Here is a 13,939-nt window from a genome sequence, read left to right as displayed (position 1 = left end):
GCGTCTATCGCAGGCTCTCGCGGTTCATCGCCGCCCATTGCAGCAGCATGATCGTCTTGCCGTCGCAGATCTCGCCGGAGGCAATCATCGCCATCGCGGCATCGAGGCCGAGCTCCACCACCTCGATGTCCTCGTCCTCGGAGGCGAGACCACCGCCATCCTCCACGCGATCCTCGATATCGATGACCGCGGCAAAGCAGTGGACGATTTCGGTGACGGCGCCGGGCGACATGTAGGCCTTGAAGAGCGAGCGGACGGCGCCGACGCGGTAGCCGGTTTCCTCCATGGCCTCGCGGCGGATCGCATCCTCCGGCGCGTCGCCATCCAGAAGACCGGCCGGCGTTTCGAGCATCCAGCCGCTGCCGCCATTGACATAGGTCGGCACGCGGAACTGGCGGACGAGGACCACGAGATCGCGCCGGGGATCGTAGAGCAGGATCGTCGCGCCATTGCCGCGATCGTAGGTTTCGCGCTTCAGCACCTTCGCACGGCCTTCGGCATCGGTGTAGCGGAAGGTGATGTTGCGCAGGTGGTACCAGTTCCTGGACAGGGTTTCGTCCTTCAGGATCTCGATCTGCGCGCTCTTGAACTTGCTCATGCAGGTGTTCTCGTCAGCGTGGCCGTAGCGTCGATCGGGGTCTCGTCGCGCCTCAGCCAGACACGGTTGTCGTGGAAAGCCGCGCCGCCATAGGGCGCGACGCTGTCCGCGCCGGTCAGCACATTGATGCCCTCGCCGTCGAGATGGGCAGCGTTCGGCCAGAGCCCCTCGGCGATGACGACGCCGGGACGCGCGCCTCCGCCAAGCCGGGCGTGAAGCCGGATCTCGCCCCTGACATTGCCGAGCCGAACGATGTCGCCCTCCGCAATCTCGAGACGGGCGGCGTCCTGCGCATGGATCATCACCTCCGGACGGCCTTCCTTCTGCACCGAGCCGGGTGTTTCGGCAAAGGTCGAGTTGAGGAAGGAGCGTGCGGGCGAGGTCGCCAGGCGGAACGGGTGATCGGCATCGGCGGTCTCGATCAGATCCGCATGGTCGGGATAGATCGGCAGACCGTCGACCGGCCCGAGCAGACCGACGGCGGCCGGCGGGCGGTTGGGTGCGGGCGTGCCGGTCCAGTCGGCCCGGAAGCGGAAACGGCCGTCCGGATGACCGAACCCCTCGAGGAAATGCGCCGTGGCGAAATCCGGCTGCACATCCAGCCATTTCGCCGCCTTCAGATGGGCATAGCCGCTGCCGTGATTGACCAGGATGCGGTCGATATGCTCGCGCTCGTCGAGCCCGAAGCCGGGCTGGTCGGCGATCCCGAGACGCTTTGCCAGTTCCTCGATGACAAAGAGGTTGCTGCGCACGGTGGGTGGCGGCTCGACGAGCTTCGGCCCGAGCAGGATATGCTGGTGGCCGCCGCCCCGGTAGAGATCGTCATGCTCGAGGAACATGGTGGCCGGCAGCACGATATCGGCGAGCTTGGCCGTATCGGTCATGAACTGCTCGTGCACCGCGACAAACAGGTCGTCGCGCAGGAAGCCGCGGGTCACCAGCCGCTGCTCGGGCGCGACATTGACCGGGTTGGTGTTCTGGATCAGCAGCGCCGTGACCGGTCCGCGATGGCGCAGGGCTTCCGCGTCGCCGGTGAGGACGCGGCCGATCTGCGACTGGTCGAGCATGCGGATATCGGGATCCACCATGGCGGTGCCCATCAGCGCGCGCTTGTCGAAACGGAAGATGTCGTTGTTGGAGTGAAACGCGCCGCCGCCCTCGTGCTTCCAGGCGCCGAGCACCGTCGCCACGCTCGCGGCGGCGTGGATCGCGACCGCACCGTTGCGCTGGCGGGTGAAGCCGTAGCCGAGACGGAAATAGGTCTTCGGCGTCGTGCCGACCAATCGGGCGAAGGCCTCGATCTCCTCGACCGACAGGCCAGTGATCTCCGACGCCCAGGCGGGGTCGCGGCTCTGAAGATGCGCCTCCAGGCCCTCAGGGTCGTCGGAATGGGTGGCGAGATAGGCGCGGTCGGCGTGGCCGTCGCGAAACGCGATGTGCATGACGGCGCAGGCGAGCGCCGCATCCGTCCCCGGCCGCACGGTCAGCGCCATGTCAGCCTGTTTCATCGTCGGGTTGTCGTAGATATCGATGACGACGATCTTGGCCTTGCGCTCCTTGCGGGCGCGAATGGCGTGGGTCATCACGTTGACCTGGGTCGAAACCGCATTGGTGCCCCAGATGACGACGCAGTCCGACAGGGCCATTTCGCGTGGATCCGGCCCCCGCAGGGCACCGGTGCCCATGGTGAAGCCAGTCCAGGCGGGATTGGTGCAGATCGACCCGAAAAAGCCGGAATAGCGCTTGGCATGGCGCAGACGCTCGATGCTGTCGCGCTGCACCTGCCCCATCGTGCCGGCATAGAAATACGGCCAGATGGCCTCCGAGCCATGCCGTGCCTCCGCCTTGAGAAAGGCCTCCGCGATCTCGTCGAGCGCAGCGTCCCAGGAGATCTCCTGGAATGTCCCGTCGCCCTTCCCACCGGTCCGGCGCTGCGGCACGAGCAGGCGGCCCGGATGGTAGATGCGCTCGGAATAGCGCGCCACCTTGGCGCAGATGACGCCGGCCGTGTAGGTGTTGGCCGAGGCGCCGCGCAGCCGGCCGATCCGGCCGTCCGGGGTCAGGTCCACCTCGAGCGCGCAGGCCGAGGGACAATCATGCGGACAGACGGAATGTCCGACCGCGTTTTCCGCTTTGATGGGGGTCGCAAGGTTCATGGGTTTTCTATAGGACATCGCCCCAGCAGCACAAAGCGCTTTGCCCCGTGCATCTCAAGATTTCATCGAGGCGATCACCAGAGATCATGAATTACCGGCACATCTACCATGCGGGCAATTTCGCCGACGTGCTGAAGCATGCGGTGCTTGCCCGCCTCGTCACCTATCTGAAGCAGAAAGACAAAGCGTTCCGCGTGCTGGATACCCATGCCGGCATCGGGCTCTACGATCTCTCGAGCGAGGAAGCGCAGAAGACCGGCGAATGGCGCGACGGCATCGGCCGCTTGATGGCGGACCCACTCCCCGCTGCGGTCCAGCCGCTGCTTGCGCCCTATCTCGACGCGGTCGCCGCACTCAATTCGGATCACGGGCCAGAACGCGGGCCGGATCGCGGGCCAGACGGCAGCCTTGCGCGGTATCCGGGCTCTCCGAAGCTGACCCGCATGCTGATGCGGCCGCAGGACCGGCTGTCGGCGATGGAACTGCATCCCGACGATTACGAGACTCTCCACCGTCTGTTCGACGGCGACTACCAGAGCCGCATCACCGAACTCGACGGCTGGCTGGCGCTGGGCGCGCATCTGCCGCCCAAGGAGAAGCGCGGGCTGGTTCTGGTCGATCCGCCGTTCGAAGAGGCGGGCGAATACGAGCGGCTGGAAAAGGGTCTCGCCAAGGCCTATCGCCGCTTTCCCGGCGGCACCTTCTGCCTCTGGTATCCGCTGAAGCAGGGCGCACCGATCGCCGCGTTTCATGAAAGCCTGACGGCCCTGAACATTCCGAAGATGCTCTGCTGCGAACTGACCGTCAAAAGCGACCGCGGCACCACCGGGCTGACCGGGACCGGCCTCATCATCGTCAATCCGCCCTTCACGCTGAAGGGCGAGCTGGACGTGCTGCTGCCCTTCCTGAAAGACCGCCTGAAGCAGGATCGCTTCGCCTCCGCCCGCGCCATCTGGCTGCGGGGCGAGGACCGCGACGTCGCGGCCGACGACGACGACGCCTGACCGAACCACGCCGGCGGCGAAATCTTCGCCGCGGCGGCGAAATCTTCGCCGCGGCTTGACGCGATATACCGGGACGACGCAATCTCCGGCGACGCACAAAGGCGCGCCAGAGGCAGAGACGGGAGACGACGATGACGACGAATCCCCCACCGCCCGGCCGTCGCGCGCCGTGCCGTCCGGCATGCAGGACGGCCGCGTGAGCACGCGCTCTTCCCTCCTCCTGGCGACGGCGACGCTCGTTGCGACGCTGCTGTTATCCGCCTGCGGCGAGGACCCTTCGGAGCCGCAGGCACCTGATGCGGGACGACCGGCTGCGGGACGACCCGCTGCAGGACAGGCGCCAGCCACGGCCATGGCCACGCCGCCCATCCTGCAGCAGGTGCCTGCGCGTTCGGCCGGACCGGGTCTACCTAAACAGGATGAGCGGAAAGCCGACAGGTCCGCACCCGGACAGACGCTGCCAGGTGCCCGGACGGTGCCCATCGGCAGCGGCTTCGATTTCTACGTCCTCTCGCTTTCCTGGTCGCCCACATGGTGCGCGCAGAACGACCGCGCGGGACGGACCGCGCAGTGCAACGGCGACCGCGATTACCGCTTCATCGTCCACGGGCTCTGGCCCCAGAACGAGCGCGGCTTTCCGGCCTTCTGCCCCTCGCGCGAAGGCGACCGGGTTCCCGATGCGCTCGGGCGCGGACTGTTCGACATCATCCCGTCCATGGGTCTGATCGGTCATCAGTGGCGCAAGCACGGCACCTGCTCGGGGCTCGGCCAGCGCGATTACTTCACCGTGCTGCGGGCCGCGCGCGAGCGGGTGCGCATCCCCTCGACCATCGACGATGCCGATGCGCGGCGGCGACTGAGCCCGGCCGCCATCGAGACGGCCCTGGTCGCGGCCAATCCCGGCATGAGCGCGCAAGGTGTCGCAGTGACCTGCGGCGACGAGCGGCTGGACGAGATCCGCATCTGTTTCACCCGCGACCTGGCCTTCCGGGCCTGCCCCGACGTCGATCGCGGCGGCTGCCGGGCGCGCGACCTGACCATTCCCGCCGCAACGCGCCGATGACGGGCGCGGCCTCGACCCTCTCCCAAACCCGAACCCTCTCGAGAACACCGATGGTGCACCCATGAAGATCCTCTATTCCCCCGCCTCGCCCTATTCCACCAAGGTTCGCATGGCCGCGCACTACGCCGGCCTGCCGGCCGAGAGCGTGCTGACCGATACGAACTCCAACCCGCCGGACCTGCTGGCGAGCAATCCGCTCGGCAAGATCCCGACGCTGCTGCTCGACAGCGGCCAAGCCATTTTCGACAGCAGCGTGATCATGCACTTCATCGATCGGGAAACGAAGGGCATGCTCTACCCGCGCAATCCCGAGAAGCGGGTCCAGGTCGAGGTGCTCGAAGCCCTTTGCGACGGGATCTGCGACAGCCTGCTCGCCATCGTCTATGAAAAGCGCTTCCATCCGCCGGAAAAGGTTCACGAACCCTGGATCGAGCGCCAGTGGGAGAAGGTCGAGCGCGCGCTCGACTTCCTCGACGCGAACCTGCCGAAGACCAGCGCCAAGCTCAACGCCGGCCATTTCGCGCTGGCGGCGACGCTGCGCTACATCGAACTGCGCTTTGCCGGGGAATGGCAGAAGGGCCGCTCGAAGCTGAAGAGCTGGCCGGAAAAGTTCGAAAAGCATTTCCCGGACTACAAGCTCTTCAAGGCCTGAGGCGCACGCTCGGCGCGCCGGACGCGCGCTGCGAGACGTCCCCCTGTCCTCCAGACATCGAACCCCGGCCCGCATCGGCGCGTCGGGGTTATTTGACGGCAGGTCAAATTTTGTCCGAAGCGGTCGATCTCCGGATTGTCGGGAGCGTGTTCCTCGCGTTTCTCGTTCTGATGCTCGTGGGCATCGCGATCCCCAGGGGGAACAGAGAACCCTAACGCGCAAACAGCCGCCCCGATGGTCGCGACGCGCGTCCGCCTCTGTCATTTCCCGATTGCCGACCGCCACGTGCGGGCATTTCACGCGAAAGGCGCCACCCTGCGAAGATGGCGCCTTTTTCCTATGCGACACGGCTGACGATCCAGTGCGAGGATCAGCTTTCCTCCTGGAACACCACCTCGCGCTTGGCCTTGATGCTCGGCAGGAAGACCACGACGAGGACCGCGGCGGCCAGCAGCAGGAGACCGGCGCTGATCGGCCGCGTGACGAAGGTCGAGGGATCGCCGCGCGAGAGGATCATGGCGCGCCGCAGGTTCTCCTCGAGCAGCGGGCCAAGCACGAAGCCGAGCAGCAGGGGCGCCGGTTCGCAGCGCAGCTTGACGAGGAGATAGCCGGCGATGCCGAAGAAGGCGACCGCGTAGAGGTCGTAGACGTTGGAATTGACGCTGTAGACCCCGATGGCGCAGAAGGCCATGATGATCGGGAACAGCACGTAATAGGGCACGGTCAGCAGCTTCACCCAGAGGCCGATCAGAGGCAGGTTCAGGACCACCAGCATCAGGTTGCCGATCCACATCGAGGCGATGATGCCCCAGAACAGCGCCGGCTGCTCGACCGCGACGTTCGGCCCGGGCACGATGCCCTGGATGATCATGGCGCCGACCATGAGCGCCATGACGGGATTGGCCGGAATGCCGAGCGTCAGGAGCGGGATGAACGAGGTCTGCGCACCGGCATTGTTGGCCGATTCCGGGCCCGCGACCCCGGCAATGGCACCCTTGCCGAATTCCTCCGGATGCTTGGAGATGCGCTTCTCCACGGTGTAGGAGGCAAAGGCTGCGAGGATGGCGCCGCCGCCAGGCAGGATGCCGAGCGCCGAGCCGATGCCCGTGCCGCGCAGGACCGGCCCGACCATCTGGCGAAAATCATCCCGGGTCGGCATGAGGCCGGTGACCTTGCTGATCAGGACGGTCCGGGTCATCTCCCCTTCGAGATTGCGCAGGATCTCGGCCACGCCGAAGACGCCGACGGCAACGGCCACGAAGTTCAGGCCGTCCGCATATTCCCGGATGCCGAGGGTGAAGCGCGGCGTGCCGGTATAGATGTCGGTGCCGACGAGGCCGAGCAGCAGGCCGAGCGAGACCATGGCCAGCGCCTTGACGATGGACCCGTGGGCCAGCGCGATCGAGGACACGAGGCCCACGACCATCAGCGAGAAGTACTCGGCCGCGCCGAACTGCAGCGCGACGGCGGTCAGCGGCGGGGCGAAGATGGCGACGAGGAAGGTGGACACGGTGCCCGCAAAGAACGAGCCAAGCGCCGCGATGGCGAGGGCTGCCCCCGCCCTGCCCTGACGGGCCATCTGATAGCCGTCGATGGCGGTGACGGCGGACGAGGACTCACCCGGCATGTTGATGAGAATGGCCGTGGTGGAGCCGCCATATTGCGCGCCGTAATAGATGCCGGCCAGCATGATCAACGAGGAGACCGGCTCCAGCTGGAAGGTGATCGGCAGCAGCATGGCGATGGTGGCGGTCGCGCCGATGCCGGGGAGAACGCCGATCAGCGTGCCGAGCAGAACGCCGATGAGGCAGAAGAGAAGGTTTGCCGGCGTGCCGGCCGTCGCGAAACCGAGCGCGAGATTGCTGAAGAGATCCATGGTCGAAGATCCTTAAAACCGCAGCCAGGGGCCGAAGCGTTCGAACGGAAGGCCCAGCGCATAGCTGAAGACGGCGACGGAAAAGAGCGTGATAGCGATCGACAGGACGATCGCGCCGACAGGCTTCATCCGCTGCGAGGCGAAAGCCGCGATGAAAGCGGCCAGAAACAGGGACGGCACGAAGCCGAGGCCCCGGACCGTGAGGCCGAAGACGATGGGTGCCGAGAGAATGAACAGCATGCCGCGCCAGGCCAGAGGCTCCATCGGATCGCTCTGCGTGCGCATCGCCTGCACGAGGATGACGAGACCGAGGCCGGTCAGGAACAGAGCGAGGACCAGCGGGAAATAGCCCGGGCCCATGCGAAAGGTCGTGCCGAGATCGAGCGACAACGACTGCGCCACGAAGAAGAGGCCAAGGGCGATGAACAGAAGGCCGCAAAGCGCATTCGTCCGGTCGAGACTGCGTGGTTTCATGATCGTTCCCCAATGAGCCGAACGGGCGGCGCCCCCCAGGCGCTGCGATCGCCGGCGTTGCACACGGATGCGGCAGACCGCGCCCGGTCGCGCCATCCGATGAAGCCCTTTCCGCCGTCCATGCGGAAAGGGCGCGTCACGGTGCGTTCCGCGCGGATCAGTCGGCGTACTGTCCGGCTTTCTCGATGATCGGCTTCCAGCGGGCGATTTCGCCTTCGAGCTTGGCCTTGAGGGCGGCCGGCGTCGCGTCGGCCTCCGAGGACGGCTTGGTGCCGAGCTCGGCGAAACGGGCGACGACGTTCTGGTCCTTCAGCGCCTTCTGCAAAGAGCTTTCGAGCTTGGCGATGGCCTCCGGCGGCGTGCCCTTGGGGGTGTAGACGCCGTGCCAGATCCCGACCTCGAAGCCCGGCAGGCCGCCTTCGACAGCCGTCGGCAGGTCTGGGAAGATATCGAGGCGGGCCGGCGAGGTTACGGCGAAGGCCTTGATCGTGCCGCCCTGGATCTGCTTCGTCGTGTTGGTCGTCTGGTCGCACATGATGTCGACCTGGCCGCCCAGGAGATCGGTCATCGCCGGGCCGGTGCCCTTGTAGGGCACGGTGACGAGCGGCGTCTCGATGGCGCTCATGAACAGCATGCCGCAGAGATGGGAAGCCGCGCCGATGCCCGCATTGGCCACCGTCACCGTGTCCTTGTTGGCCTTGGCGTAGTCGACGAGCCCCTTGAGATCGGTCGGCTCCAGATCCTTGCGGGCGACGATGGTCATCGGCACCTCAGTGACGAGGCCGACATAGTCGAAGGCGTTCAGCGTGTCATAGGCGAGCTTGCGGTAAAGCGTGGCGCTGGTGGCCATGCCGATATGGTGGAGCAGCACCGTGTACCCGTCGGCATCCGCGCTTGCCACGCGACCGGCACCCAGCGTTCCGCCGGCCCCGCCGACATTTTCCACGATGACCTGCTGACCGAGATCCTTCGACATGGATTCCGCGACGAGGCGTGCGACGGTATCGGTCGGCCCGCCTGCGGCGAACGGTACGACCATGGTGATGGTGCGTTCCGGATAGTCCGCCTGCGCAACGCCGGCGAAAAGGGTTGCGGCAAGCGTCGTGGCTGCCAGAAGCGACGTGATACGCGTCATGATGTCCTCCCGAGACATGATCGACATGCCGGCGGGGCTCCTCCCCCACCGGTCATGGAATGCGTGTCAGTCTCGCGTTCGGAGGCGTGCGTGCAACCGGATTATGCGGGCGATGCCGGCCGCTCGGCCGCTTTTGCGGTGCATCATGGGTGGAAACGGCCCCCTTGTGCTCGGCCATGGGTGGAAATCCACCCACCGTGCAGTCCATGCCGCGTCAGTCGGCGAAGGGCGGCCCGTCATCGAAGGTCGCGCGTTTGTCGAGGCCGTACTTCTGCATCTTTTCGTACAGCGTCTTGCGGGAAATGCCGAGCTCCTCGTAGACGGGACGCAACGCGCCGCCATAGGCAGAAAGCGTCCTGGCGATCAGGCCGCGTTCGAAGGCGGCGACGCGGGGTGCGAGGCGGCTGTCTTCCTCCCGATCCTCGCTGACCGCTTCGAGGGCGCGGGCATCGAGCCCGAGAACCAGCCGGTCGGCGGCATTGCGCAGTTCGCGGACATTGCCCGGCCAGCGCCGATGCGCGACTTCGGAGATCACGGCCGGCGGCACGTCCATGTCGTCACGTCCGTAGCGGGCCGACGCCTCGCGCACGAGCTGGAGAAAGAGCAAGGGGATATCGGCCCCGCGCTGGGCGAGCGACGGCACGTGCAGCGTCACCACGTTCAGGCGATAGAACAGATCCGCCCGGAAGCGGCCGGCCGCGACTTCCGCGCCCAGATCGACCTTGCTGGTCGCAATGAAGCGGACATCGAGCGGCACGATCTCGTTGGAGCCGAGACGGGTGATGGTGCGCTCCTGCAGGACACGCAGGAACTTGGCCTGGAGCTCGACCGGCATCGAGCCGATCTCGTCGAGCAGGATCGTCCCGCCGCGGGCATGCTCGAACTTGCCGTAGCGAGCGCGGATCGCCCCCGGAAAGGCACCGGCCTCGTGGCCGAAAAGCTCGCTCTCGATCAGCGTTTCCGGCAGGGCCGCGCAGTTGATGGCGATGAAGGGCCGATTGGCCCGCGCGCTGATATCGTGCAGTGCACGGGCGGCGACCTCCTTGCCGACACCGGTCTCGCCGATGATCAGCGTGTCCGCATCGGTGGCGCCGATGGCGCGCAGGCGGTAGCGCAGATCGACCATGACGGGCGTGCGGCCAGGCATGCGCGCCTCGATATCGTCGCGTTTTCCGGCGACGGCGCGCAGGCGGCGGTTTTCGAGCACAAGGCCGCGACGATCCTGTGCGCGGCGGATGATGCCGGCCAGCGCCTGCGCGCCGAACGGTTTCTCCAGGAAATCATAGGCCCCTTCCCGCATCGCTTTGACGGCCAGCTGAACGTCGCCATGGCCGGTGACGAGAATGACCGGGATTTCATGATCGATCTCGCGGACGCGCTGCAGCAGCGTCATGCCGTCCATGCCGCGCATGCGGATATCGCTGACGACGACGCCGGCAAAGCCGTAGCCGACGCGGGCGAGGACGTCCTCGGCGGCAGCGAAGGTTTCGACCGCGAGATCCTGAAGCTCCAGCGCCTGCGCCGTCGAGCGGCGCAGCTCCTCCTCGTCGTCGATCAGGAGCACGGTGGCCGCGTCACTCATCACTCTGCTGCCTCGCGTCTGTCGTCCATGCGCTCAAGTTCGATCCGGAACGTCGCGCCGCCGCCCGCTTGACGGTCCAGGGAGAGCCGTCCGCCGAAATCCTTGACGATATTGTAGGAAATGGAAAGCCCGAGACCAAGGCCCTTCCCCACACCCTTGGTGGTGAAGAACGGGTCGAAGATGCGCTCGGCGATCGCCTTGGGAATGCCCGGCCCGGCATCGCGCACGGTGATCGAGACGCGATCGCCGGTCGTCGTCGCGGTCAGGACGATGCGCCGGTCGTCGAGGCCTTCGACGGCGTCTGCCGCATTGGAGATGATGTTGACCAGCACCTGCTGCAGGCGGACGGAACCGGCCCGCACACGCGGCGCAGGCTCGTCGAGCGCCACGACCAGCTCGGCATCCGCCAACGCGAGGCGGGCCGAGACGATCTCCAGCGTGTCGCGCAGCACGTCGTCCAGCGCGACGGGACCGAGCTTCTCGTTGGGCTTGCGGGCAAAATTGCGCAAATGGCGGCTGATCGACGCCATGCGGTCGATCAGCTTGGCGATGCGCTGGAGATTGTCCTTGGCCTCGTCGATCCGGTTGCGTTCGATCAGCAGCGCAGCACTCTCGGCATAGGTCCGGGCGGCGGCCAGCGGCTGGTTGAATTCGTGGCTGAGCGCGGCCGACATCTGCCCGAGGCCGGCGAGCTTTCCCGCCTGCACGAGGTCGGCCTGGGTGCTGCGCAGCCTGGCATTGACGTCGGCCAGGTCGGCCGTGCGCTCTTCGACGCGGCGTTCCAGCTCCGCCTTCGCCTCGACCTGCATCTGCATGCGCTCGTTGCGACGCTCGTGCCGCTGCAGGAGCACGGCGAGGATGAGACCGGCAAGGCAGAGAAACAGGAAGACGGCGGCCACAGCGACGTGGGTCTGGGACCGCACCCAGCTCATGTCCATCAGCACCCGGACCGTCCAGTCGGCGTCGCTGACATATTCGGAGAGAACGAGGTAATCCCGCGTAACGCCTTCGGAGGGAATCGCCATCAGGGTATGTTCGCCCACCTGCGACCTGACGACGCCGAGTTCCTTCAGGTCCGCCTCGGCATAGCGCCGCGACGCTTCGGTGCGGCGCAGGCGCTCGGGCGTCAGCGGCAGGATGCTCGAGAACAGCCATTCCGGATTGCTGGTCATGAAAATCACGCCTTCCGGGTCGGACACGAAGATCTCGTACTCGCCGCCGCGCCAGGAGGACTCGATCATGTCGATATCGACCTTGAACACGATGACGCCCGCGACCCGACCATCGACGTCGATCGGCGCCGCAAAGAAATAACCGCGCTTGAACGAGGTCGTGCCACGGGCATAGAAGCGCGACCGCTTGCCCTCCGCCGCCTGGCGGAAATAGGGACGGTAGCTGAAATTCTCACCGACGAAGCTGGTCGCCCGATCGTAATTGCTGGCGGCGATGGTTTCCCCGTCGCGGGTCATGACGTAGATGTCGGACGAGCGCAGAAGCCCGTTGATGTCCTTCAGATAGCGATTGGCGCTGTCGCGAAGAGCCTGATCCTGCGGGTTGGCGACGAGACGGCGGATGTCGTCATGATCGGCAATCAGAGCCGGCAGCGCCTCGTAACGCCGGAGATGCCCAGACAATGCAGAAACGGCAAGGCGCAGCGCGGTCCCCGCCTGCAGCGATGCCTCAGCCATGAACCGGCGGGTCGCATAGGCATTGCTCCAAACGGCAAGACCCGTGGCCACACCGACGACCAGCACGACCGGAAGGAGCAGACTGCGGCGCAGGCTCCTCAGCATTTCCTTGCAGCCCTCCCCAACGCGGCTCTCCCTGCCCCTTGCCCCTCGACCTCGGGATAAGCGGCGCCTGCGCCAACCGTACCCCATGCCGGACAGCCTACAGACCCGACGTGGGGTTTCCAAGGGGTCGGGGTTCACCGGGTTGCAGATCACCTGGTTGACGATCGGGCGATGCCACGCGGACGTCGCGAAAACCGCCTGCCGCGATGCCGTCGCAGAGCGCCTGCCATTCGCACCCCGTGCAGGCCGCCCGAAGGCTGCCGGTCGCAAAATGCGTCCGCAGCCGCGCAAGGTCGGTCGCTTCAAGCAACAGCGTGACACCGGCATGGATGTCCCGGCCGAGCAACGCCGCGACGTCGGCTGCTGCCTGCCGATCGCGTGCGACGACGCTGTCATTGTCGCAGTGCGGCGTCGGCGTCTGCAGCAGCGGCCGACAGATGTCGTCGGGCCCGTCCACGACGACGAGCGCCTCCCCCCGACGGATCCGCGCAGCGATGGCGTCGTAGTTGCGGGTGAAGTCGGGGCTGTAGCCCTTGCCGACATAGGTCAGCATGCAGAGGAGATGATGCGGTCGCAGGCGGATGGTCATCGTTCGGCCGCTCCCCTCGGCACCGCTTCACGGGAAAGCGCCCGTTACCGAAGGCTCCTTACAAAAAAACCGCCTGCAGCGAAAGCTGCAAGCGGTCTCGATGGTCCAGATGTCGACCTTGCGGCCGGATCTGTCGATCAGAACTTCACGCCCATACCAACCTTGACGCTGTGTTCGTCGTAACCGGAGGAGAAGTTGCTGCCGGGAACGTCGAAGTTTTCCTTGCCGTAGTCGGTGTAGCGGTATTCGACGCGCGCCGTGACGTTGTCGGTGACGAAAGCTTCGGCACCGGCACCGGCCGTCCAGCCGATCGCGGTCTTCTTGTCAGAGCCGCCCAGCTGGTTTGCCTTGATGCTGGAAGCCGCCACACCGGCCGTGCCGTAGAGGAGGACCGGGTTCAGGTCGTAGCCGACGCGGCCGCGGATCGAGCCGTTGACGCCCTGTTCCATGCTGCGGCCCGGACGGCTCGTGTCGTTGTCGCCGTAGTTGACGTCAGCTTCAGCACCGTAGACGATCGGGCCGTTCTGCATGTTGTAGCCGCCGTAGAGACCGCCGCCGAAGCCGGCCGCGCTGCGGTCGCCCGTGCCGTTGAACTTGCCGTGGCCCCAGTTGGCGGTACCACCGACATAAGCGCCTGCCCAGTTCTTGACAGCGGGCGCCGTGTAGTCGGCAGCCGGTGCTGCGGGGACTTCATCGATCGCGTCCGCTGCGTTGACAGCCGAGAAAGCGATGAGGGACATGGCGGACGCCATGAGAGTGGTGACGAGAGTACGCATACTAGATCTCCTTATCAGACCGGCGCTGGACCGATTTCCTGTGTCCGATGCGGCGCCGGTAAATTCGTTCAACCCCGCTCGGTTGAGGTGAAATTGATGTCCAAATGCGGAATTCCAAGAGCCGAATTGTGAAATGATTGAGGCAACGGCATGGCTGAAAAACGATGTTGTTTCAATGCAACAGGGTTTTGATTAACCATGCCGGCAATATACTGCCGAGACTACTTTGTTCCGTGCATTT

Annotated in this window: 12 protein-coding genes; 3 read left to right on the top strand and 9 right to left on the bottom strand. The window is 65.9% G+C overall.

All coding sequences use genetic code 11. From position 1 onward, the window contains the following. Window positions 1-4: 4 nt before the first annotated feature. Window positions 5-598: an NUDIX domain-containing protein gene (locus tag ASG03_RS10420; RefSeq protein ID WP_062693532.1), complete on the bottom strand. Its 594-nt coding sequence runs from the start codon at window positions 596-598 to the stop codon at window positions 5-7. Continuing rightward, a complete protein-coding gene (locus ASG03_RS10415; RefSeq protein WP_062693531.1) occupies window positions 595-2,772 on the bottom strand; it encodes a molybdopterin-containing oxidoreductase family protein in 2,178 nt (725 codons plus the stop codon). The genes ASG03_RS10420 and ASG03_RS10415 overlap by 4 nt, the downstream gene beginning before the upstream one ends. A gap of 68 nt (window positions 2,773-2,840) precedes the next feature. Between ASG03_RS10415 and ASG03_RS10410 the strand changes: the two genes are divergently transcribed. The 3 genes from ASG03_RS10410 to ASG03_RS10400 all read left to right on the top strand — a co-directional run bounded on the left by ASG03_RS10410 (window position 2,841) and on the right by ASG03_RS10400 (window position 5,473). Then, window positions 2,841-3,758: a 23S rRNA (adenine(2030)-N(6))-methyltransferase RlmJ gene (locus tag ASG03_RS10410; RefSeq protein WP_062693530.1), complete on the top strand. Its 918-nt coding sequence runs from the start codon at window positions 2,841-2,843 to the stop codon at window positions 3,756-3,758. Between the two features lie 196 nt (window positions 3,759-3,954). After that, a complete protein-coding gene (locus ASG03_RS10405) occupies window positions 3,955-4,821 on the top strand; it encodes a ribonuclease T2 family protein (RefSeq protein ID WP_244475220.1) in 867 nt (288 codons plus the stop codon). A gap of 61 nt (window positions 4,822-4,882) precedes the next feature. Next, window positions 4,883-5,473, top strand: a complete 591-nt coding sequence (locus ASG03_RS10400) for a glutathione S-transferase (RefSeq protein WP_062468740.1) — start codon at window positions 4,883-4,885, stop codon at window positions 5,471-5,473. Between the two features lie 370 nt (window positions 5,474-5,843). On the opposite strand, the gene ASG03_RS10395 is transcribed toward ASG03_RS10400, so the two are convergent. The 7 genes from ASG03_RS10395 to ASG03_RS10365 all read right to left on the bottom strand — a co-directional run bounded on the left by ASG03_RS10395 (window position 5,844) and on the right by ASG03_RS10365 (window position 13,698). Next, window positions 5,844-7,349 carry a tripartite tricarboxylate transporter permease gene (locus ASG03_RS10395; protein ID WP_062468744.1) on the bottom strand — a complete coding sequence of 502 codons (1,506 nt, stop codon included), beginning with the start codon at window positions 7,347-7,349 and terminating at the stop codon, window positions 5,844-5,846. Between the two features lie 12 nt (window positions 7,350-7,361). Beyond that, window positions 7,362-7,823: a tripartite tricarboxylate transporter TctB family protein gene (locus ASG03_RS10390; RefSeq protein ID WP_062471945.1), complete on the bottom strand. Its 462-nt coding sequence runs from the start codon at window positions 7,821-7,823 to the stop codon at window positions 7,362-7,364. A 157-nt stretch (window positions 7,824-7,980) separates the two neighbouring features. Further along, on the bottom strand, window positions 7,981-8,958 hold the full coding sequence (locus ASG03_RS10385; protein WP_062471948.1) for a tripartite tricarboxylate transporter substrate-binding protein: 978 nt from the start codon (window positions 8,956-8,958) through the stop codon (window positions 7,981-7,983). Between the two features lie 214 nt (window positions 8,959-9,172). Beyond that, entirely contained in the window at window positions 9,173-10,540 is a 1,368-nt protein-coding gene (locus tag ASG03_RS10380) for a sigma-54-dependent transcriptional regulator (RefSeq protein WP_062693529.1), read from the bottom strand. Continuing rightward, a complete protein-coding gene (locus tag ASG03_RS10375) occupies window positions 10,540-12,333 on the bottom strand; it encodes a sensor histidine kinase (protein ID WP_062693528.1) in 1,794 nt (597 codons plus the stop codon). Before ASG03_RS10375 ends, ASG03_RS10380 begins: the two co-directional genes overlap by 1 nt. A 97-nt stretch (window positions 12,334-12,430) precedes the next feature. Further along, the gene (locus tag ASG03_RS10370; RefSeq protein WP_062693527.1) at window positions 12,431-12,922 is read right to left on the bottom strand and encodes a DUF1284 domain-containing protein; all 492 of its coding nucleotides are present in this window, start codon (window positions 12,920-12,922) and stop codon (window positions 12,431-12,433) included. A 137-nt stretch (window positions 12,923-13,059) separates the two neighbouring features. Further along, window positions 13,060-13,698: an outer membrane protein gene (locus tag ASG03_RS10365; protein ID WP_062693526.1), complete on the bottom strand. Its 639-nt coding sequence runs from the start codon at window positions 13,696-13,698 to the stop codon at window positions 13,060-13,062. Between the last annotated feature and the right edge of the window lie 241 nt (window positions 13,699-13,939).

Origin of the sequence: Rhizobium sp. Leaf341, assembly GCF_001424325.1 — a bacterium.
Taxonomy (GTDB): Bacteria; Pseudomonadota; Alphaproteobacteria; order Rhizobiales; family Rhizobiaceae; genus Ferranicluibacter.
Note: the sequence above shows the minus strand (reverse complement) of the source record. Positions and strands in the feature narration are given on the sequence as shown.